Annotated in this window: 18 protein-coding genes, 4 tRNA genes and 1 other annotated feature (1 of these 23 only partly in view); of the genes, 3 read left to right on the top strand and 19 right to left on the bottom strand. The window is 41.5% G+C overall.

Features of this window, described 5'->3' with window-relative positions; translation table 11 throughout:
• Positions 1-124 (top strand) — a sequence feature (Phe leader region); it begins 5 nt to the left of the window's first position.
• A 27-nt stretch (positions 125-151) separates the two neighbouring features.
• A complete protein-coding gene (pheA, locus tag P2E05_RS04745; RefSeq protein ID WP_167520911.1) occupies positions 152-1,324 on the top strand; it encodes a bifunctional chorismate mutase/prephenate dehydratase in 1,173 nt (390 codons plus the stop codon).
• Between the two features lie 113 nt (positions 1,325-1,437).
• On the opposite strand, the gene P2E05_RS04740 is transcribed toward pheA, so the two are convergent.
• The 8 genes from P2E05_RS04740 to ffh all read right to left on the bottom strand — a co-directional run bounded on the left by P2E05_RS04740 (position 1,438) and on the right by ffh (position 9,500).
• Entirely contained in the window at positions 1,438-2,985 is a 1,548-nt protein-coding gene (locus P2E05_RS04740; protein WP_154635771.1) for a methyl-accepting chemotaxis protein, read from the bottom strand.
• A 288-nt stretch (positions 2,986-3,273) separates the two neighbouring features.
• On the bottom strand, positions 3,274-4,395 hold the full coding sequence (gene tyrA, locus P2E05_RS04735) for a bifunctional chorismate mutase/prephenate dehydrogenase (RefSeq protein ID WP_272658002.1): 1,122 nt from the start codon (positions 4,393-4,395) through the stop codon (positions 3,274-3,276).
• Between the two features lie 14 nt (positions 4,396-4,409).
• Complete coding sequence (locus tag P2E05_RS04730) at positions 4,410-5,504, bottom strand: 3-deoxy-7-phosphoheptulonate synthase (protein WP_269723313.1); 1,095 nt, start codon at positions 5,502-5,504, stop codon at positions 4,410-4,412.
• A gap of 478 nt (positions 5,505-5,982) precedes the next feature.
• Positions 5,983-6,336: a 50S ribosomal protein L19 gene (rplS, locus tag P2E05_RS04725; RefSeq protein WP_154625119.1), complete on the bottom strand. Its 354-nt coding sequence runs from the start codon at positions 6,334-6,336 to the stop codon at positions 5,983-5,985.
• Positions 6,337-6,383: 47 nt separating this feature from the next.
• The gene (gene trmD, locus P2E05_RS04720) at positions 6,384-7,148 is read right to left on the bottom strand and encodes a tRNA (guanosine(37)-N1)-methyltransferase TrmD (RefSeq protein WP_154625118.1); all 765 of its coding nucleotides are present in this window, start codon (positions 7,146-7,148) and stop codon (positions 6,384-6,386) included.
• Positions 7,149-7,186: 38 nt separating this feature from the next.
• The gene (rimM, locus tag P2E05_RS04715; RefSeq protein ID WP_154625117.1) at positions 7,187-7,735 is read right to left on the bottom strand and encodes a ribosome maturation factor RimM; all 549 of its coding nucleotides are present in this window, start codon (positions 7,733-7,735) and stop codon (positions 7,187-7,189) included.
• Between the two features lie 18 nt (positions 7,736-7,753).
• Positions 7,754-8,002, bottom strand: coding sequence for a 30S ribosomal protein S16 (gene rpsP, locus P2E05_RS04710; RefSeq protein WP_154625116.1), 249 nt, complete (start codon positions 8,000-8,002; stop codon positions 7,754-7,756).
• 136 nt (positions 8,003-8,138) lie between these two features.
• Entirely contained in the window at positions 8,139-9,500 is a 1,362-nt protein-coding gene (ffh, locus tag P2E05_RS04705; protein WP_154625115.1) for a signal recognition particle protein, read from the bottom strand.
• Positions 9,501-9,907: 407 nt separating this feature from the next.
• On the opposite strand from ffh, the gene P2E05_RS04700 reads away from it, so the two are divergent.
• Complete coding sequence (locus P2E05_RS04700; protein WP_154625114.1) at positions 9,908-10,699, top strand: cytochrome C assembly family protein; 792 nt, start codon at positions 9,908-9,910, stop codon at positions 10,697-10,699.
• A gap of 50 nt (positions 10,700-10,749) precedes the next feature.
• Positions 10,750-12,039 carry a CNNM domain-containing protein gene (locus P2E05_RS04695; protein WP_163860772.1) on the top strand — a complete coding sequence of 430 codons (1,290 nt, stop codon included), beginning with the start codon at positions 10,750-10,752 and terminating at the stop codon, positions 12,037-12,039.
• A gap of 74 nt (positions 12,040-12,113) precedes the next feature.
• Here P2E05_RS04695 and luxS read toward each other — a convergent pair whose 3' ends face one another.
• From luxS to lplT, 11 genes are all read right to left on the bottom strand, one after another.
• Positions 12,114-12,629, bottom strand: coding sequence for an S-ribosylhomocysteine lyase (luxS, locus tag P2E05_RS04690; protein ID WP_154625112.1), 516 nt, complete (start codon positions 12,627-12,629; stop codon positions 12,114-12,116).
• Between the two features lie 157 nt (positions 12,630-12,786).
• Positions 12,787-14,346, bottom strand: a complete 1,560-nt coding sequence (gshA, locus tag P2E05_RS04685; protein WP_154625111.1) for a glutamate--cysteine ligase — start codon at positions 14,344-14,346, stop codon at positions 12,787-12,789.
• Between the two features lie 182 nt (positions 14,347-14,528).
• Positions 14,529-14,605 (bottom strand) — tRNA-Arg (locus P2E05_RS04680).
• Between the two features lie 89 nt (positions 14,606-14,694).
• Positions 14,695-14,771, bottom strand: a tRNA-Arg gene (locus P2E05_RS04675).
• A 97-nt stretch (positions 14,772-14,868) separates the two neighbouring features.
• Positions 14,869-14,945 (bottom strand) — tRNA-Arg (locus tag P2E05_RS04670).
• 12 nt (positions 14,946-14,957) lie between these two features.
• Positions 14,958-15,050: transfer RNA gene (locus P2E05_RS04665), tRNA-Ser, on the bottom strand.
• A gap of 431 nt (positions 15,051-15,481) precedes the next feature.
• Positions 15,482-15,667, bottom strand: coding sequence for a carbon storage regulator CsrA (csrA, locus tag P2E05_RS04660; protein ID WP_004264815.1), 186 nt, complete (start codon positions 15,665-15,667; stop codon positions 15,482-15,484).
• Between the two features lie 226 nt (positions 15,668-15,893).
• Entirely contained in the window at positions 15,894-18,521 is a 2,628-nt protein-coding gene (gene alaS / locus P2E05_RS04655; protein WP_250000060.1) for an alanine--tRNA ligase, read from the bottom strand.
• 447 nt (positions 18,522-18,968) lie between these two features.
• On the bottom strand, positions 18,969-20,036 hold the full coding sequence (gene recA / locus P2E05_RS04650; protein WP_154625109.1) for a recombinase RecA: 1,068 nt from the start codon (positions 20,034-20,036) through the stop codon (positions 18,969-18,971).
• A 94-nt stretch (positions 20,037-20,130) separates the two neighbouring features.
• The gene (gene pncC, locus P2E05_RS04645) at positions 20,131-20,646 is read right to left on the bottom strand and encodes a nicotinamide-nucleotide amidase (RefSeq protein WP_163860771.1); all 516 of its coding nucleotides are present in this window, start codon (positions 20,644-20,646) and stop codon (positions 20,131-20,133) included.
• 21 nt (positions 20,647-20,667) lie between these two features.
• Entirely contained in the window at positions 20,668-21,858 is a 1,191-nt protein-coding gene (gene lplT, locus P2E05_RS04640) for a lysophospholipid transporter LplT (protein WP_154625107.1), read from the bottom strand.

Genomic DNA, 21,858 nt, shown 5'->3' with positions numbered 1-21,858 from the left:
TGCATATGAATTTTGTTTTCTTTTCTTTCTTTAGCTTTAGCCACTCCTATTAGGGGCTTTTGTCGTTTGAGAAAGAAAAGATGACAAGATTTGCAAGCCCCCTAAATTAGGGGGCTTTTTTGTTTCAGCGATGTTTTATAGGGCGGGTAGGATGGATAACAGCACTAATTTACTGAAGATACGAAAAAAAATTAGCCAATTGGACAGCGAACTTCTCGAACTCCTAGCCAAAAGGCGTGGATATGCCGTTGAAGTTGCACAGACAAAATTAGAAGATAACCGCCCAATACGGGATAAAGAACGTGAACGTCAATTATTAGATGTGTTGATTAATAAAGCTAAACCACTAGGGTTAGATGGTTTTTATGTGACACGTCTCTTTCAAATGATCATTGAAGATTCCGTACTTACGCAGCAAGCCATCTTGCAGCAATATTTAAACTTAACACCCAATGACTCTGCGCGTTTCGCATTTTTAGGCCCTAAAGGTTCTTATTCTCATATTGCTGCACGCCAATATTCAGCTCGTCATTTTGACCAATTGGTTGAGTGTAGTTGCCATAAATTCCAAGATATTTTCTCTCTCGTTGAAAGTGGCCAAGCCGATTATGGTATTTTACCAATAGAGAATACTAGCTCAGGTGCAATCAATGATGTGTATGATCTATTGCAAAACACCACATTATCGATTGTGGGTGAAATTCGTCTCCCCATCAATCACTGCCTGCTTACCGTTGGGGGCACTGATCTCAGTAAAATAGAAACGGTTTATAGTCATCCGCAGCCATTCCAACAATGCAGTCAATATTTAGCTCAGTTCCCACATTGGAAAATTGAATACTGTGATAGCACTTCAACCGCGATGCAAAATGTCGCCCAACAAAACTCACCGCATGTTGCAGCGCTCGGTAGCGAAGCGGGTGGTGCCTTGTATGGTTTACAGGTTCTCGAGCATAATTTAGCTAATCAGCAAATTAACATGACGCGTTTTATTGTCGTTGCTCAACAATCCATTGAAGTTACAGAGCAAGTACCTGCAAAAACCACATTACTTATCACAACAGGCCAACAAGCAGGTGCCCTTGTTGATGCACTTATCATCTTAAAAAATAATAAGATTATCATGAGTAAGCTCGAGTCTCGTCCTATCAATGGCAAACCTTGGGAAGAGATGTTTTATATAGATGTGCATGCCAACCTACGTTCTGGGAATATGCAACAGGCATTAAAAGAGTTATCAGCCATTACACGTTCTATTAAAGTTCTTGGTTGCTACCCTTCTGAAAATATCGTTCCTGTTGAACCCGAGAAAATCGCGCCATAATCGAGTGACATTGCAAAATATAAAGCCAGTCAATACACACTGGCTTTATATCATCACCAACCTATTTCAATGACATCATCAATAACACCATTATTTTGATTTAATAATGTTATCTATTTGCAATAGTCGATACGGAAATAGTTCACCAATTGTTTAAGGTGCAATGCTTGTTCATTAAGTGACGCCGCTGCGGCAACGGATTCTTCCACTAAACTCGCATTTTGCTGCGTTGTCGCATCAAGCTGCCCAACTGCACTATTGATTTGCAAGATCCCCGAACTTTGCTCATGGCTTGCTTGGCCTATTTCTTGCAAACGTTGATCGATTTCATCGACATTTTTAACCATGTCATTAATTTGAGATTCAACATGTTCAACTAATTCCATGCCTTCCTTCGTCTGAGCGAGAGAATTTTCAATAAGGCCTCGAATATCATTCGCTGAATTCGCACTTTTTTGCGCTAATAGTCTCACTTCACCTGCAACAACGGCAAAACCACGCCCATGCTCACCAGCCCTTGCGGCTTCAACAGAAGCGTTTAAAGCAAGAATATTGGTTTGGAATGCGATCGAATCAATGAGATTAATGATATCTGTCATCTGGCTTGATGAAGAATGAATAACCCGCATTTTTTCTGTCACTTGATTCATCATTCGCCCATTTTTGGTTACAGCAACAGCAGTATCTGCCGCAAGCTGCGTCGCTTGATGGGTATGATCAGCGGTATTTTGTACCGTGGATGTAATTTGCTCCATAGAACTCGCCGTTTCTTCTACGGATGTCGCCTGCTCTTCTGTTCTTGCCGCTAGGTTTTGGTTTCCTGCCACAATTTGGCCTGCGGCAGCTGAAATACTCTCGGAGCCATGTTGAACTTCTCTAACTATCTCAAGTAAGCGTGTTTTCATTTCAACTAACGCTTGTAATAGTATACCTGTTTCATCGCGATATCTGGCTGCAACATGTTGTGTTAGGTCTCCCGATGCTATCGCTTGAGCAAAACCAACGGCTTGGCTCAATGGGCGTGTGATCGATTGTGCAATAAACCAGCCCATACCACAGCCTGTTGCAATGCTAATAATCACAAGAGTCGCTAATAACCATTTATTAAAATTATAATTACTCTCTACAACCCCAGCAGCTGCTTGCATGCGTCTATTCTGAACTTCGATGAAGTTTTGAACTCTTTCACGGTACTCACGTTGAATAGCTGACGTATTATTCATCATCTCATCAATAGCAGCACTGCGATTGTTATTATTTAAGAATTCATTTAAGCGAGCCTGAGATTGTAGAAAGCGCTGACGAACATCACGGATCTGAATTAGCCCCTCTTTAGAGGGCTCATCCATTGCGTTTTCATCTAATTCCTTCAAAAGCTGGGCGACGTTTGAACTAATTTTTTTTAGTTCATTTCGACGCCTATCGCTATCTCGATCATCCAGAAGTATCAACTCCTGTATGCCAATATAAGAATAAAAATTATCCATTAGCTGATTAGCTCTAACAGTCATTGGATAATCTTTATAGATGATTGTTTGAATACCGTTGTTGGCTTTGTTCAAGCTGACGAAAGAAAACGCCGAACTCACTAATATAAGTAAAATAAAGAAAGCGAACGCAATGGATAATTTTGCGCTAATTTTCATATCCTTCAAAGACATAGATTCCTCACCGATAAAACTGTCACTTTATGAGAATTAATATCGGTAAATTATTCACTAACTTTATCAGTTAAATCGTTTAATTTATAAATATTCACTCTATAAACAGATATTATTAAAAAATAGCAATATAAATAACTATACAAGTAAATGAGTGCAGTATTTTTAATTACAAAAAATCAAAATAAGTGAAATTACGTGTAGATGGTAAAGGTCAGGTAGGTAAATTGCGGCGAATTTTTGACGACACATAAAAATGACTCCTTATATAGGAGCCATTTTTAAAAACTACTTGCGGTTGTCGTTGGCTCTTTGCAACAGCGATTGGCTTTCTTTCATAAAATGGTGAGCATCTTCCCCGAACCAATCGCTTACTTCATTAAATTGTCGAATAAATTCGGCCTTATCTTTACGTTCGAGCATCTCTATAGATTGGCCGAGTAACTGATAGTAACGGCGAATTAATTCAATATTTTCATCAGATGACATAATAATATCAGCGTACAATTGAGGGTCTTGAGCAAATAGACGCCCAACCATTGCCAGTTCCAAGCGATATATAGGCGATGACAACTCTAACAACTGCTGTAGATCCACATGTTCCTGCGCTAAATTTTGACCATACGTAAAAGTTGTAAAATGGCGCAACGCCTGAATAAAACTCATATTACGGTCATGATCACTGGCTGTAATCTTTTTCAAGCGGGCTCCCCAAACCTGTAATTGCTCTAGGAACCACTGGTAAGACTCGCTATCTCGGCCATCACAAAAGGCAAATACTTGTTTAGCAACACTTCCTACATCAGGACCAAACATGGGGTGTAAGCCTAAAACAGGTCCTGCATGCGCTGCTAACATCGCTTTTAAAGGCTTATCTTTAATCGATGCAATATCTATGAGGACTGTTTCTTTATCCAATTTTGGCAGTCGTTCAATTACCTGTACTGTCAAATGAATCGGTACACTGATAATAACAACGCTAGCACCAGAAAGAATTGACTCTGCTTGCGCCCAATCCTGTTCACCCAGCGTTTTAACTTGATAACCTGAGAGTGTCAGTAAACGATTAAACAAGCGCCCCATTTTGCCATCACCACCCACAATCACAATTGGGCCAGCATCAGGTTTCAGGGTTTTAAATCCTTTATCATTTTCGCGAGCGTAAGATTCTCTCATCACGCGGCGAAGAATATCTTCTATTAAATCAGGCGGTATCCCCATCCGTTCTGCTTCTTGGCGGCGAGCAGCCAACATGCTTGACTCTCGCTCAGGGACATAAATAGGCAAACCATGTTGGCTTTTGACTTCACCGACTTCAGCAACCAGTTGTAAGCGTTTAGCCAACAAATCTAATAACGATTTATCAACCTCATCAATTTGTTCTCTCAGATGAGATAATTCAGCAGACATACCTATACCTTGTATCAACTTGCAATTTCAAATTTTTCAGCACGTTCGTCAAGCACTGGCTGCAATGCATGATGGAGCTTACGCAATACTGTTTCGGTTGTTTCCCAATCAATGCAAGCATCGGTCACTGACACGCCATATTTCATTTCGCTACGTGGCTGTTCAGAACTTTGATTGCCTTCATGTAAATGGCTTTCTAACATAATACCGGTTATTGACTTATTTCCATGAGTAATTTGCTCGATGATAGAGTCAACAACCAACGGTTGACGCCTGAAATCTTTATTCGAGTTACCGTGGCTACAATCAACCATCAATGACGGTTCAAGTCCAGCTTTACGCATTTCAGCTTCACAGGCAGCAATATCTTCTGGGCTATAGTTTGGTGTTTTACCGCCACGCAAAATAACATGTCCATTTTCATTGCCTTTTGTATGCAACAAACTCACTTGACCTGATTGATTAATTCCCATAAAACGGTGAGGCATAGACGCCGCTTTCATCGCATTAATCGCTGTCGATAAGCTACCGTCGGTACCATTTTTAAATCCTACAGGCATTGATAGACCCGATGCCATTTCACGGTGTGTTTGCGATTCTGTTGTTCTTGCACCAATGGCAGACCAACTGAAAAGATCACCTAAGTACTGAGGATTATTAGGATCCAAAGCCTCTGTCGCCAAAGGTAGCCCCATATTAACAAGGTTTGTCAGCAAGTCGCGAGCAATATGTAAGCCTTTTTCCATATCAAACGAACCATCCATTAATGGGTCGCTAATTAAACCTTTCCAGCCAACAGTTGTACGAGGTTTTTCAAAATAAACACGCATCACAATATATAAACTGTCATTCAATTCAGCAGCAAGTTTCTGTAAACGTTGACCGTATTCAATAGCCGCATCGACATCATGAATAGAACAAGGGCCACATACCACGAGTAAGCGTGGGTCGCGTTGATGAATAATATCAGCAATGACTTTACGCGAAGCCGCGATGGCATGCAGGTTGCTGTGACTCAGTGGAAATTTTTGTTTTAGAGCCTCAGGTGTAATTAATACCTGTTCATCACGAATATTCACATTATTGAGTACATCTTTTTGCATGATCATTTTTATTACCTGCTTAACTGTTTATATATTGTGTTTGTGTGCTGGTTAATAACATACCATGGAACGTAAAGATTACAATCCAAAAATGTAAAATAATTACAGCGATGTAAATAAAAATGAACACACAGATAACCAATTGAAAAAGCAAATAATAAAATATCCACCTCTTTTATTAACGCTCAAAAAACATACAAACAGAAAGAGAGTGTAATCATAAGTTTACAATTTGGTAATAGTATGAAATGAGACAGATCAAATTAATAATATCTTAATAAATAAGAATCGGAATCCTTAATGATTGTTGAAAAGGATCACTCTTATCTGTCCATGTTGCCGGTAAGCTGTGTATAAGTGAGATATTGAGGGATTGATATAGCAGAAGGAGTGCAACCAGCAATGTACGGGCCGAAAGATGACAGAGATATAAAGGCCCGCACTGGGGCGGGCCTTATATTCTTTCGGATGTAGCGAAAGCGTATTACTTGGCGTTCAGACGCTCTTTAATACGAGCTGCCTTACCAGAACGCTCACGCAGGTAGTACAGTTTAGCTCTGCGAACGGCACCACGACGTTTAACAGTGATGCTATCTACGACTGGAGAGTGAGTTTGGAATACACGCTCAACACCTTCGCCGTTAGAAATTTTACGAACAGTGAATGCAGAGTGCAGACCGCGATTACGAATAGCAATAACCACGCCCTCAAATGCCTGCAGACGTTTTTTAGAGCCTTCTACGACCCATACCTTAACTTCCACAGTATCACCCTGACGGAATGAAGGTACGTCCTGCTTCATCTGCTCTTGTTCAAGTTGTTTAATAATGTTGCTCATAATAATTCTCTTACCCTAGGTAAACTGATATATGTTAGACAATTATTTTAATTGTCTGGATTCACTTGTTGCTCAGACCAATATTCATTTTGAAATTCAGTCAGCAACATCCTCTGCTCGTCAGTCAGAGCTAGGCTTTCCAGAAGCTCAGGTCTTCTAAGCCAGGTACGGCCAAGTGATTGTTTCATACGCCAGCTATCTATCTTTGCATGGTTACCGGATAATAAAACATCAGGTACTTGCATGCCGTCTAACACTTCAGGACGGGTATAGTGTGGACAATCAAGTAGTCCCTCTGCAAAAGAGTCTTCTTGTGCAGAAGCTTGATGACCAAGTACTCCCGGAATAAACCGAGACACCGAGTCAATCAACACCATCGCGGGGAGTTCCCCACCACTGAGAACATAATCACCGATTGACCATTCTTCATCAATTTCGGTTTGAATGATTCGCTCATCAATGCCTTCATATCGACCACAAACAAGAATTAGCTTCTCATTCGTTGCCAATTCGCAAACCCCCTCTTGGCTGAGTTTGCGTCCCTGAGGTGACAGATAAATAACTTTCGCACCCTCACCTGCCTCAGTTCTTGCTGTGTTGATAGCATCCTTTAAAGGTTGCACCATCATCAGCATGCCTGGACCACCACCATAGGGGCGATCATCAACTGTCTTATGTTTATCGTGAGTGAAATCGCGTGGATTCCAACACTCGACAGACAGTAGGCCATTTTTCACTGCCCGACCAGTTACCCCGTACTCGGTTATTGCGCGGAACATTTCGGGAAACAGGCTAATTACACCAATCCACATTATTTAGTCCCACTCATTAAAACCGTTCAACCGGAGATTTAAAAACCAGGATCCCAATCAACTTCAATGAGTTTAGATTTAAGATCGACTTTCTTGATAACCTGCCCATCAAGAAACGGAACCAGCCGCTCCTTGATGCCAAATGCATCTTTTAGATTTGCCTTAATCACAATGACATCATTAGAACCGGTTTCCATCATATCGGTGATGGTCCCGAGATCATAACCTTGCAGTGTCACTACTTGGCAGCCCATAAGGTCTTTCCAGTAATATTCATCATTATCTAATTCAGGAAGTTGCGTTGAATCAACGACTATTTCAAAATTAGTTAACAACGTTGCTGCATCGCGGTCATCGACCCCTTTAAGTTTAATAATGATATCTTTGTTATGGTGTTTCCAATCTTCCAGTTCCACATGTTGCCACTGACCTGAACGTTGAATAAACCAAGGCTGATAATCAAAAATACTTTCAGCATGTTCGGTGGAGGAAAAAACTTTGAGCCAACCACGAATTCCATATGCAGCGCCTAATTTCCCCAAGACGATTGGGTGAGTAGGAGTCGCTAGATTTACTTGCTTGCCCATAGTTACCACCGTGACAGATTAAGCTGCTTTTTTAGCTTGTTTGACCAGTTGTGCAACACGGTCAGAAATAGTTGCGCCTTTACCAACCCAGTGCTCAACACGATCCAAGTCTAAACGCAGTTCTTCTGCTTGACCTGAAGCGATTGGGTTGAAGAAACCAACACGCTCGATGAAACGACCGTCACGCGCATTGCGGCTATCGGTTACAACGATTTGGTAGAACGGACGCTTTTTTGCGCCGCCACGAGATAAACGAATTGTTACCATAACATCCTCATTAGTTAATAAAACAACCAGACTCCATCGAGGGATAGAGTCCGGCTGTCATATAAAAAGCCCGAAAATTTTACTCGCTTTGACGTAAAAATCAATCAAAAGTGCATATTCTTTCTAGCTTTGTTGCTTAACGCCCCGGAAAACCCGGAGGCATCATTCCTTTCATGCCACGCATCATCTTGGCAAGACCGCCTTTTTTCATCTTTTTCATCATGCGTTGCATATCATCAAATTGCTTCAAAAGGCGGTTGACTTCTTGAACACTCGTACCTGAACCAGCGGCAATACGACGTTTACGTGACCCCTTGATAATTTCAGGTTTTTCACGTTCTTTACGCGTCATTGAATTGATTATCGCTTCCATTCGGATAGTGATTTTATCATCCATTTGCGACTTAACAGCATCTGGAACTTGAGACATTCCAGGTATCTTGCTCATCATACTCGCCATGCCGCCCATATTGCGCATCTGTTTTAACTGACTTAAAAAGTCATTTAAATCAAAACCGTCACCTGTTTTCAGCTTTTTAGCAAGTTTTTCTGCCTGATCGCGGTCAACTTTGTGTTCGATCTCTTCAATAAGAGATAACACATCTCCCATACCTAAAATACGGGACGCTACACGTTCTGGGTGGAAAGGTTCTAAAGCATCCGTTTTTTCACCAACCCCTAAGAATTTGATTGGCTTACCTGTAATTGAGCGAATGGATAAAGCCGCACCACCACGCGCATCACCATCAACTTTCGTCAACACCACCCCAGTAAGCGGTAGCGCTTCATTAAAAGCTTTAGCCGTATTCGCGGCATCTTGACCTGTCATCGCATCAACAACAAACAGGGTTTCTACAGGATTGATAATGCGATGGACCTCTTTAATTTCGTCCATCATCGCTTCATCAACGTGTAAACGACCTGCGGTATCCACCAACAACACATCATAGAACTGTAGCTGAGCGTGTTTTAAAGCTTTCTGTACGATTGCTGCGGGTTTTTCTTTGGCATCTGAAGGGAAAAAATCAATACCAACCGTTTCTGCCAATGTCTCTAGCTGTTTAATCGCTGCTGGGCGATAAACGTCAGCAGAGACCACTAAAACTTTTTTCTTTTGTTTCTCTTTTAAAAGCTTACCCAGTTTTGCAACGCTTGTGGTTTTACCCGCACCTTGCAAACCAGCCATCAAGACAACCGCTGGTGGCTGCGCCGAGAGGTTAAGTTGATGGTTTTCATCACCCATGGCTTTGGTCAGTTCATTCTGAACAATTTTGATGAACTCTTGACCTGGAGTTAAGCTTTTATTGACATCTTGGCCAACAGCGCTTTCTTTTACTTTTTGAATAAATTCACGGACAACGGGAAGCGCTACGTCTGCCTCCAGCAAAGCCATACGAACTTCACGCAATGTATCTTTAATATTCTCATCAGTCAGACGCCCACGCCCGCTGATGTTGCGCAAAGTGCGCGATAGTCTGTCAGTTAAATTATCAAACATATGTCTTAACTCAATTCTGTTTATGGGCCTACTGTCAACACTCTATCTGGTTATTGATACTTAAAAATACAAGTACGCAATGGCTAATTTAGACAACACTCACTCATTATTTTTCAAAGGTGCATAACCGATGACAGCCACAACTGAAACCAACGCCGAAATTTTTCGCCACAGTGTATCACACCTGACGTTTATTCGCTTCACTCTGTTAGTATTGATTTGACTGACTGAATAGTAAAATCAGATTTCAATCATAAAATGAACAGTCATACTCCGTGAGAGGCGCTCTTATCATGCGATTAACGATTAAGAAGAGGCTTATTAACTGTACCAATGGTTGGAGCCAGCAGCTCCACGAGTTATACTACACAATATAATCCACTTAAAATGAATAACGACACTATACTATGCCAGTATTTGCAGTCATAGCAGTTTGTACATACCTATTCAGCCTATCGCTGATCGTACCCGGCCAGGTTCGAAAACAACCTGTCTATCGCCGACTAGCCCTTTTATTGGCCGTTATTGCACTGATAACTCATGCAATAACGCTAAAGTTACTGATTTTTCGTGGTGATGAAGGACAAAACCTCACATTATTAAACTTAGGTTCCGCCGTGAGTTTACTCATGTGTATTATTATGACCGTCGTGGCTTATAAGGGCAAAGCTTGGTATTTGACGCCGATTGTCTATAGTTTTGCTGTCATCAATTTAATGTTATCCACCATTATGCCCGGTGAGTTTATCACCCACCTAGAAGGCAGTGTCCCCCTCTTCATTCATATTGGTTTAGCGTTACTGAGTTATGCGACACTCTTAATCGCTGCACTATATGCATTCCAAGTTGCACTCATAGACTTTCAACTAAAGAATAAAACCCTGAAATTTAGTTCAGATATGCCGCCTATGATGGTCATTGAGCGCAAAATGTTCCATATCACCCAAGTTGGTGTGATCCTACTCACCTTAACCTTATGCACAGGCTTTATTTATATGGATAATATCTTTGATAAAGAGAATATCCATAAATCTGTCTTATCGGTTATCGCTTGGTTCGTCTATATTATTTTACTGTGGGGCCATTTCCACGGTGGCTGGAGAGGGAAGCGAGTTCTATTTTTCCACGTCGCTGGAGCCTTTATTCTAACAATGGCATTCTTTGGCAACCGGTTGATGCAACAAATTCTGGTATCTTAACGCTAAGACGAATAAAATCATCTTATCTACACAGTATAAGGAACCTAGTTTTGGATCACGTATCTACCGGTACGCTCATCATTATATTAATCATTTTAATTATCATGTCCGCATATTTTTCTGCGTCAGAGACAGGTATGATGACGCTGAATCGCTACCGCTTAAAGCACCTTGCCAAACAAGGTAACCGGTCAGCAAAACGTGTCGAAAAATTACTTCGTCACCCCGATAAACTCATTAGTTTGATTCTTATCGGCAATAACCTAATCAATATTGTTGCCTCATCCCTAGCGACTATTGTTGGTATGCGCCTATATGGCAATGCGGGTGTCGCAATTGCCACGGGTATTTTAACCTTTGTGATATTAGTCTTTGCTGAAGTGATGCCTAAGACTATCGCGGCTTTATACCCAGAAAAAATTGCTTTCCCAAGCAGCTATATTTTAAAACCTCTACAAAAAATTATGCTGCCAGTGGTTTGGGCCTTCAACAAAATAACATTATTATTTATGTTTCTTTGTGGCATAAAACCCCCTGTAATACGCAGTGATGCAGTCAGTAAAGATGAACTGAGAACCATCGTTAATGAGTCAAAAGCTAAACTCAGCAGACGAAATCAAGACATGCTGTTGTCGATTTTAGATCTTGAAAAAGTGACTGTTGGCGACATTATGCTACCAAGGAATGAGATCGTCGGTATTGATGTTAATGATGATTGGAAATCTATCATTCGGCAACTGACCCACTCACCTCATGGCCGCATCGTGCTGTATCGTGACTCCCTTGATGATGCGATTGGAATTTTGCGTGTCCGTGAAGCCTATCGTTTGATGATGGAGAAACGGGAGTTTACCAAGCAGAATTTGATCAAAGCAGCCGACAGTATCTACTTTATTCCAAATAGTACGCCACTAAGTACTCAGCTAATAAACTTCCAACATAATAAAGAAAAAATAGGCATCATTGTTGATGAGTATGGTGAGATTCAAGGGCTGATTACGGTTGAAGATATCCTTGAGGAAATCGTCGGCGATTTTACCACGTCGATGTCCCCTTCATTGTCTGAAGAAGTTTTACCGCAAAGCGATGGTAGTGTACTCGTTGATGGTACGGCAAATATTCGTGACTTGAACAAAGCCTTTGATTGGCACCTTCCTGTCGATGGGCCGAGAACAGTGAATGGTATGGTGTTAGAAGCGATTGGCGATATCCCTGAGCTGCAAGAAAAAATCGTCATTTCACACTATTTAGTTGAGGTCCTGCTCATTAGCGATAATATTATTAAGCAAGTCAAAATTACCCCTATCGCAACGAATGCTTCTACATCTGAAGCTCATTAAACATCAATAAAAAAACTGCACCTTAATGTGTTATTCGCTAACAAGTTAGGTGCAGTTTGTTGCATTAACGTTATTTAAACATGCAGTTCAGTCAGCTTTTCAGCCGGTAATGCAAGTTCATCATTTTTGTTAATTCGAATTTCTGACGCTAGGACATTGCGTGCAATTTGTTGAGCTTCGTCTAGTGAATGCATCTTATACGTGCCACACTGAAAAATATTCAGCTCTGGGATCTTATTCTGATCTTGCACTTTTAATACATCTTGCATTGCACTTTTCCAAGCATCGGCAACACGTTGCTCATCAGGTGCACCAATTAAGCTCATGTAAAACCCAGTACGGCACCCCATTGGAGAGATATCAATAATCTCAACACCATTGCCATTGAGATGGTCTCGCATAAACCCTGCAAATAGATGTTCAAGGGTATGAGTGCCTTTTTCAGACATGGCTTCCTTGTTAGGCACGGTGAAGCGCAGATCGAAAACGGTAATCGTGTCTCCGCTAGGTGTTTTCATCGTTTTTGCTACACGAACCGCAGGCGCAGCCATACGCGTATGATCTACAGTAAAACTGTCTAATAACGGCATTTATTGACCTCCTGAAAAAAAATTATTTTATTTGCAAAATAAATGAAACTATTTGGCAATCGCTGAGTCTTAATCTATGAAAGACGCGCAAATTTGTTATCATCCCTAATTCTCTAAGAGATTTTATATTTGGCCACTTCGCTGTGGCCATTTTCTTTTAGCGCCCTGCATGCCTCCGCAAATAATCCTCAAAGCTTTCAGTTTCATCTTTCTCTATCATAGCCTGTTTTTCTATGGAAGCTAATCGAGCAGCTTCAAACTGAGCTTCGGTAATCACTTCGTAAGGTTCACTAACCAATTGCGCATAGTATTTTTCAGCTAATTCTAATCCGTAGCCACCAATACCTTGTTCAACCATTTTATCCATCACTAATGCAGAATACGTCCGAGTTGGATCTTCAAACATTGAAATAAATTGGTGACAAACTTCCTGATATTTGGCATCACAACAGGTATCGAGGACTTCAGCAACACGGATTAAGTCATCAAATAACTGCTGCCCTACTTCCACCAATGGTTTCATTTCACTACCACAACCAATACCGATAACTTGACCCGGTTTACGCCCTTCAAGGATCACGCGGTTCCAGTTCTGGCGACTGCAATCTAATTCTTGAGCATTCATTGCTGGTGCATCAGCTAACACGCACCAAATCAAAAACAGGTCTAGGAAGCGCGTTTGCGTCTCATCAACCCCAATCGCGCTAAACGGGTTAATATCCAACGCACGAACTTCAATGTACTCAATACCACCGCGCAACAATGCATCAGATGGTGACTCATCACCTTTTGGCACACGCTTAGGTCGAATGGGGGCATACAGCTCGTTTTCAATCTGCAACACATTGGTGTTCAATTGAATATACTTACCTGCTTTTTTCACACCTAGCGCGGCAAATTCCTCAGACGGCTTATAAATCGCTTTTTTCAAACCAGCCACATAGCTATCTAAATCATTAAAGGTAATGTTTAAATCGCTCTGAGACTTATTCGTATAGCCTAAATCACTCATTCTTAACGACGTCGCATAAGGTAAGTAATACGTTCCCGTAGCTGTCTTTTCAAAGGTTAATTTAGTCTCTCTATCTTTAAGGAATGAGCCACAAATAGCAGGAGATGCCCCAAATAAATAAGGGATCACCCAGCCAAAGCGATAATAGTTTCTAATCAGGCGTAAATAACCATCAGAAATTTGCGCTTTACCGCTCTGTGCATCTTTAACACCTGCCCACGCCTGCCAAAATTCAATTGGCAATGAAAAATTATAATGAACACCAGCAATGGTCTGCATTAATGCGCCATAACGGTTTTTTAGCCCTTCACGATATAAGTTTTTGAAGCGGCCTACATTCGATGTACCGTATTGAGCAAGCGTTATTTTATCTTCGTTTTCGATAAAACAAGGCATGCTTAATGGCCACATCCTTTCATTGTGCAGATGACGAGCCGTATAACGGTGTAAATCCCTAAGAAAAGCCAAACTGTGCCTAGTACTTTTATCCACAGGTGTAATGAACTCAAGTAAAGACTCAGCAAAATCTGTCGTGATCCATTTATGTGTTAATGCTTTCCCCAATTCTTCCGGATGCAAAGTTTCAGCAATAGAACCTTTCGGAGTAACACGTAATGTTTCACGTTCGATACCACGTTGAATACCATTCAGTGCTTCTGGGTGCGCCTCTAACCATGAGAGCGCTTTAGATACGTCCGGGATCAAATCGACCTCCCGCCTGTGATGTAATTTTATTTTAGTAAGAAGCTTACTTTAGCGTAAATGAAGGAAATTGTCGCTGCTTAGATGTGTGGTTTATATAAGATACGCATTTGGAATAACATCGAATTATGATAAATCTGATTGATAGACGAAAAAAAAGCCCCTCTATGAGGAGCTTCTTGTTCTGGTGCATCCGGGAGGATTCGAACCTCCGACCGCTCGGTTCGTAGCCGAGTACTCTATCCAGCTGAGCTACGGATGCTTAATTCGTTCATTGAATCGTTGATTCAATAATTAGCCATCGTTTTGATAAAGGAAATTTTGATACACTAGACAAGGACTAGCTGAAGATGGTGCATCCGGGAGGATTCGAACCTCCGACCGCTCGGTTCGTAGCCGAGTACTCTATCCAGCTGAGCTACGGATGCATTACAATATCAAACTCTACACTTCATAACTACTGCTTTTTTTTAGTTGCTAAAAACTAAAAACCAACCCCACCAGTTTTACTCATAGGGTTAAATATGGTGCATCCGGGAGGATTCGAACCTCCGACCGCTCGGTTCGTAGCCGAGTACTCTATCCAGCTGAGCTACGGATGCAGCTATCTAAAATGGCGGTGAGGGAGGGATTCGAACCCTCGATGCAGCTTTTGACCGCATACTCCCTTAGCAGGGGAGCGCCTTCAGCCTCTCGGCCACCTCACCGTTTTTAGTCACAGACGATTTGTTTTGAACATCTCGTCTCTGTGTGGCGCACATATTACTTTCCTAGCTTTAGAAGTCAAACAATTTTTCCAAACTTTTTGGTTTATAATGACTGTTTGCACATTTCACAAGCAAGATGATTAGTTTAGCACCGAAAATCGGATTCATCACGGGGTAATTTCACAAAATTTTACCCGATAAAAAATGATGAATTGAAAAATGAATTCTCGAAAAATAGTCAGCGCTGCGTTCAAATTGAGAAGCTAGAGAGGAAGTTATCAACGATAAGCATCAAATTGGTATCGTGGTAAGTTAAACCACTCGCTTGAAGGCCGAATCAATTAAAATATAGTGGGGTTAAGAATGAGGTCAAATGAAAGACAAGCGTCCATCTTTGCTGTGTGGTTCAAGATATGGACGCTTATTCATTATTATTGATTATCTGGTTGAGTCTTTTCAGCCTGGATCCGTTGATAAATTTCTTCACGGTGAACAGAAACTTCTTTTGGGGCATTGACACCAATACGAACTTGATTGCCTTTTACTCCCAGTACAGTAACTGTTACCTCATCGCCTATCATGAGTGTTTCACCAACTCGACGAGTCAGAATAAGCATTCTTTGCTCCTTGAAATATTAAAAGAGTCGGGTCTCTAGGTTTCCCCCGCTATTGTCCATCACACACCGTGAAAACGTAAAGCAATGATATACACCTAAAGCATCGATGCCATCAAGGCAATCATTTTAATTATATACGTACAAAATATAACACTACCCACAACATATTAACAACGTTGCAACAGATAAAGTTGCCTCACGGTGCATGAGGCAACCTAATCAGCGCTTATAGTCGTGAGTTAACCCACTCTTCTACACTGGCCATCGCCGCTGGTAACGCACTCACATCCGTACCACCAGCTTGAGCCATGTCTGGGCGCCCACCACCTTTACCACCGACTTGCTGTGCAACATATGATATCAAATCACCCGCTTTTATTTTAGCAGTCAAATCATTAGTTACACCAACAATTACACTGACTTTATCACCACTCGTTGTTGAAAGCACGATAATCGCCGATTTCAACTGATTTTTGAGATCATCAACCATCGTTCTCAAAAGCTTAGGTTCAGTGTTACTTAATTGGCTAACAAGTAATTTAATCCCTTTAATATCTTTTGCTTTACTACTAAGTGAAGCACTTTCTTGGGATGCTTGTTGATCTTTTAGTTGCAAAATCTCTTTTTCTAATTGGCGAGATTTTTCCAATGCAGACTTAACTTTTTCAACTAAGCTATTCATATCACCTTTTAAGAGGTGAGCTATCGCATTCAACTGATCAGATTGGTTATGTACGCTTTCAATCGCGCCTTCCCCTGTGACAGCTTCAATACGACGAACCCCCGCAGCCGTACCTGATTCACTGGTGATGCGGAATAAACCGATATCACCAGTACGGCTTGCATGTGTCCCACCACAAAGTTCGATAGAAAAATCGCCCATACTCAGAACACGTACACGTTCTTCGTATTTTTCACCGAATAATGCCATCGCACCTTTTTCTTTTGCACTTTCTAAATCCATAAGTTCCGTTTCAATTGGTGTGTTCTTACGAATTTGTGCGTTAACAATGTCTTCCACTGCGCGTAATTGTGCAGGTGTCATTGCTTCAAAGTGTGAAAAATCAAAGCGGAGATATTTATCGTTAACTAAAGAGCCTTTCTGTGATACATGATCACCAAGTACTTGGCGTAATGCCGCATGCAACAGGTGAGTTGCTGAGTGATTAAGGCGTATTGCATCACGTCTTTTCACATCAATTTTAGCATCTATACGGTGGTTAATGACTAGTGAGCCAGACTCTACCTGACCAATATGACCAATTGCCTGACCATATTTTTGTGTATCAGTGACAGTAAAATGACCACTCTCATTACGCAGTACACCCGTATCGCCAACTTGACCACCCGATTCAGCATAGAATGCAGTCTTATCAAGGATCACAAGACCTTCTTCACCAGCATTCAGGGAATCTACTGACTGGCCATCTTTATAGATAGCAGTGATAGTGGCTAATTGTTCATTATAGGCATAACCAGAAAATTCGCTGTGTTTTTCAACCTTAATTAACGAATTATAGTCGGTACCAAAACCACTCGACTCTCTTGCACGGCGGCGCTGATCTTCCATTGCGCGCTCAAAGCCTTCTTCATCAACTTTGATGTTACGCTCACGGCAAACATCCGCGGTAAGATCGATAGGGAAACCATAAGTATCATATAAACGGAACGCAGTTTCGCCATCTAAGGTGTCACCTTTAAGAGCCGCAAGTTCTTCATCTAATAATTGAAGACCACGCTCTAATGTACGTGCAAATTGCTCCTCTTCCGTTTTAAGCACTTTTTCAACCATAGCTTGTTGACGAGCAAGTTCATCTGCTGCTGATCCCATCACTTTAATCAGTGGAGCAACCAGCTTGTAGAAAAAGGTCTCTTTTGCCCCTAGCATATAGCCATGACGTACAGCACGGCGAATAATCCGGCGCAATACATAACCACGGCCTTCATTCGATGGGATGACGCCATCACTCACGAGGAATGCACAAGAGCGAATATGGTCAGCAATAACACGAAGTGATTTATTTGATAGGTCGCTAGCACCTGTAGCCTTTGCAGCCGCAGCGATAAGGTCGCGGAAAATATCGATATCATAGTTAGAGTTAACATGCTGCAATACAGCCGCAATACGTTCAAGCCCCATACCGGTATCCACAGATGGCTTAGGTAATGGTTCCATCGTGCCATCTGATTGACGGTTAAACTGCATGAAGACGATGTTCCAAATTTCAATATAGCGATCGCCGTCTTCTTCAGGACTTCCTGGAGGCCCACCCCAGATATGCTCACCATGGTCATAGAAAATTTCGGTGCATGGGCCACAAGGACCAGTATCCCCCATCTGCCAGAAGTTATCAGAGGCGTATGGTGCACCTTTGTTGTCGCCTATACGAATAATGCGTTCAACTGGAATTCCGACTTCTTTGTTCCAAATTTCATAGGCTTCATCATCGGTTTCATACACGGTAACCCACAATTTCTCTTTTGGTAGGTTAAACCACTCTTTTCCAGTTAATAGCTCCCAAGCAAATTTGATCGCATCATGTTTGAAGTAATCGCCAAAGCTAAAGTTACCGAGCATTTCAAAAAAAGTATGGTGACGGGCTGTGTAGCCAACGTTTTCTAAATCGTTATGTTTACCACCTGCTCGCACACATCTTTGTGCCGTAGTCGCTCGGGAATATGCTCTTTTATCCAGACCAAGAAATACATCTTTGAACTGGTTCATCCCTGCGTTAGTGAACAATAATGTTGGGTCATTATTTGGTACTAGCGAACTGCTACTTACCACCTGATGACCTTTTGTATGAAAAAAGTCGAGAAACGCTTGACGGATCTCAGCGGTGCTTTTACTCATATTTATCCCGATTTCAAGCTGGAAACTGAATTACGAATTGTTGAGATGGAATGTAACATCACCTCTAATCAACTCTCCGATTAAAAAGTGACTGATAAGATAAAGTCTCTTTGCGTAGAAGTAAAATTTATACTCTTCATACTGTAAGTTTCAGTACAGTTGATGACATTCATTCGCATTAGTCACACATTGATGAATGTTCCTATTGCCTATTTGGTCACTTAACTGCAACTTGAGCGTTTTAAAGTATAGATACATCCATTCGTGGCTTTCATTGTAAAGCGTCTGAGTATTTTCTGAAAGTATGTTTATACCTTTCAGTTGGCTATTTTTCCACTGGAAAACTATTGTTTACTCCCAATATAGTGCAAATGAAAAATAAAAAACGCCACTCTTTTTTGGAGTGGCGTTAATAATCTGCTTATTTATCAAACCAATGAATCAATATTAAAATTCTTCAGGCGATTCATTTTCTTCGGCTTCACTGATGTAATCAGTGGCTGCACTGCTAAATTCACCAGTGTGAGTTAGTAGCATTTCACGCAGTTTTTTATCAATTTCTTCGGCCGCTTCAGGGTGCTCTTTCAGATATATTGTTGCATTCGCTTTCCCTTGACCAATTTTATCACCGTTATAGCTATACCAAGCACCGGCTTTTTCAATCAATTTATGCTTAACACCTAAATCAATTAATTCACCGTAGGTGTTAATCCCTTCACCGTACAGGATTTGGAATTCAGCTTGTTTAAATGGTGCAGCGACTTTGTTTTTAACGACTTTAACACGCGTTTCGCTACCAACAATCTCTTCACCATTTTTCACAGCACCAATACGGCGAATATCTAAACGTACGGAAGCATAGAATTTGAGAGCATTACCGCCCGTTGTCGTTTCAGGGTTACCAAACATAACACCAATCTTCATACGAATTTGGTTAATGAAGATCAACAGCGTATTTGAGTTTTTCAAGTTACCCGCTAATTTACGCATTGCTTGGCTCATCATACGAGCAGCTAAGCCCATATGAGAGTCACCAATTTCACCTTCAATTTCAGCTTTTGGTGTTAATGCTGCAACGGAGTCAACAATGATGACATCAACAGCCCCTGAGCGCGTCAACGCATCACAGATTTCCAGTGCTTGCTCACCGGTATCAGGCTGAGAACACAGCAGGTTATCAATATCAACGCCTAATTTTTTTGCATAAATAGGGTCGAGAGCATGTTCAGCATCGATAAATGCACATGTTTTACCACTGCGTTGTGCGGCTGCAATAACTTGCAGTGTCAGTGTTGTTTTACCAGAAGATTCAGGCCCATAGATTTCAACAATACGCCCCAGCGGCAGACCACCAGCACCTAAAGCGACATCAAGAGATAAAGAACCCGTTGAGATAGTTTCAACATCCATTGAGCGATCTTCGCCAAGACGCATGATAGAGCCTTTACCAAATTGCTTTTCAATTTGACCTAGCGCTGCTGCTAATGCTTTTTGTTTGTTTTCATCGATAGCCATGTTCACTCCCTTTGATGCAGTGAAGTTACCCACTGCAAATAGAACGATTGAATTCGGTTTGTTAATGCTAAGTATACTGTATAATCATACAGTATCAAGAAGATTTTTCACTTATGATTTGTAAAAGTGTTTCAAGTGCATAAGCTGTTGATTGTAAACGTACAGAATTTCTATCACCTTGGAATATACAGTGCTTAACCGTCACATGAGCTCTGCCTGTAGCGTTTTTTTGGGCGAAACCGAACCAAACCGTTCCCACCGGTTTAGCGTCACTTCCGCCACCTGGACCTGCTATGCCACTCACTGAAATCGCCAAATCAGCAGCAGCTTCAGTTAAAGCACCGAGTGCCATTTCAGAAACCACTTGCTCACTCACTGCCCCAAATTTTTGCAGTGACTCATTTGTCACACCAATCATTTGATGCTTTGCTTCATTACTGTAAGTCACAAATCCTCTATGAAAGTAATCCGAACTACCCGCAATATCCGTCAATACCTTAGCAATCCATCCGCCAGTACATGATTCTGCACAAGTAATCGTTTTACCTTGTTTTTTGAGGACTTCAGCAAGCTGAATACTCAATGTTTCGAGATAACTTTCATTTATCATGTGATTTTTACCTTCGGATAATTACTTTTTGCGTGCGCGATCCCAAACCCATAAACCCGCAATCGCTATAGCAAATACGCTACCAAAACCGACACCAACACTAATAACGGATAATCCTGCTTTCATGGCTAGGGAATATAATCCTAACATAATTAGCATTGCACTATTTTCACCAAGGTTTTGCACTGCAATCGCGTTACCAGCCCCAACGGTTTCCTTGCCTTTTTCCTGCAATAACGCATTAAGAGGAACGACAAATAGCCCGCCAAAAATACCGAGTACCGCTAAGATAGCATAGGATGGTAAGAGATTGGTTTGTAACGCAAGTAATACCACCATGATACCAATGACTACCCCAGCAGGAATACAGCGTGACACCGTTTTTAATGTAATGAATTTAGCAGCCACCCCAGCACCAACCACAATCCCAACGGCAACAGCGGCATTAAGATAGGTTGGCGTTGCGTTATCTTGTAGACCTAATGCAAACGGTACCCAAGCCACCAGTAAAAAACGTAATGTGACGCCCGCGCCCCAAAACATACTGGTTCCCACCAGTGAGAAACGGCTTTCTTGGTTTGCCCAAAGTGTACGGCAAGCAGAGACAAAATCGGTGAAAAGCTTCTTAAAATGCCAGCCTTTACCTGGGCGAGCTGCAACTAAATGCGGAATATAGAAGTTGGCAATCACCGCTAATGCGTACAATACCGTACAGGTACCCAACGCTAAAATAAGGCTAATATCCGATAAAATACCACCGACGACAGAACCAATCAAAATGGCCGCGATAGTTGATGCTTCCATCACGCCATTGGCCTTCACTAAATTATCACCACCGGTCAATTCACCTAAAATACCGTATTTTGCTGGTGAGTAAGAAGCCGCACCAATCCCAACCAACCCATAACAAAGAAATGGGTTAAGCCCTAAACAGATCCCCAAAGCCCCTAAAAATTTAAATAGGTTTGAGAACAACATGACACGCCCTTTAGAAAAGCGATCGGCAACTTGACCAACAAACGGTGCCAAAATGATATAAGTAAATACAAATACCATTTGTAGTATTGGATGGCTCCATTCAGGGTAAAACTCAGCTTTTAACTGCGCTAAAATGGCAAATAACAACGCGTTATCGGCAAAAGCGGATAAAAACTGTGACGTTAGCACAGCCTTCATTCCTCGACTCATCAATGGCGCATTCATTTCTTGCAT

Origin of the sequence: Providencia stuartii, assembly GCF_029277985.1 — a bacterium.
Lineage (GTDB): Bacteria > Pseudomonadota > Gammaproteobacteria > Enterobacterales > Enterobacteriaceae > Providencia > Providencia zhejiangensis.
The sequence above is the reverse complement of the archived record's forward strand: the minus strand, read 5'-3'. Positions and strand labels throughout refer to the sequence as shown.

Excerpts from the sequence above, each read along its gene's own strand:
- pheA (WP_167520911.1), top strand. The coding sequence starts at position 152 with ATGGATAACAGCACTAATTTACTGAAGATACGAAAAAAAATTAGCCAA.
- P2E05_RS04740 (WP_154635771.1), bottom strand. The coding sequence starts at position 2,985 with ATGTCTTTGAAGGATATGAAAATTAGCGCAAAATTATCCATTGCGTTC.
- tyrA (WP_272658002.1), bottom strand. The coding sequence starts at position 4,395 with ATGTCTGCTGAATTATCTCATCTGAGAGAACAAATTGATGAGGTTGAT.
- P2E05_RS04730 (WP_269723313.1), bottom strand. The coding sequence starts at position 5,504 with ATGATCATGCAAAAAGATGTACTCAATAATGTGAATATTCGTGATGAA.
- rplS (WP_154625119.1), bottom strand. The coding sequence starts at position 6,336 with ATGAGCAACATTATTAAACAACTTGAACAAGAGCAGATGAAGCAGGAC.
- trmD (WP_154625118.1), bottom strand. The coding sequence starts at position 7,148 with ATGTGGATTGGTGTAATTAGCCTGTTTCCCGAAATGTTCCGCGCAATA.
- rimM (WP_154625117.1), bottom strand. The coding sequence starts at position 7,735 with ATGGGCAAGCAAGTAAATCTAGCGACTCCTACTCACCCAATCGTCTTG.
- rpsP (WP_154625116.1), bottom strand. The coding sequence starts at position 8,002 with ATGGTAACAATTCGTTTATCTCGTGGCGGCGCAAAAAAGCGTCCGTTC.
- ffh (WP_154625115.1), bottom strand. The coding sequence starts at position 9,500 with ATGTTTGATAATTTAACTGACAGACTATCGCGCACTTTGCGCAACATC.
- P2E05_RS04700 (WP_154625114.1), top strand. The coding sequence starts at position 9,908 with ATGCCAGTATTTGCAGTCATAGCAGTTTGTACATACCTATTCAGCCTA.
- luxS (WP_154625112.1), bottom strand. The coding sequence starts at position 12,629 with ATGCCGTTATTAGACAGTTTTACTGTAGATCATACGCGTATGGCTGCG.
- csrA (WP_004264815.1), bottom strand. The coding sequence starts at position 15,667 with ATGCTTATTCTGACTCGTCGAGTTGGTGAAACACTCATGATAGGCGAT.
- alaS (WP_250000060.1), bottom strand. The coding sequence starts at position 18,521 with ATGAGTAAAAGCACCGCTGAGATCCGTCAAGCGTTTCTCGACTTTTTT.
- recA (WP_154625109.1), bottom strand. The coding sequence starts at position 20,036 with ATGGCTATCGATGAAAACAAACAAAAAGCATTAGCAGCAGCGCTAGGT.
- pncC (WP_163860771.1), bottom strand. The coding sequence starts at position 20,646 with ATGATAAATGAAAGTTATCTCGAAACATTGAGTATTCAGCTTGCTGAA.
- lplT (WP_154625107.1), bottom strand. The coding sequence starts at position 21,858 with ATGCAAGAAATGAATGCGCCATTGATGAGTCGAGGAATGAAGGCTGTG.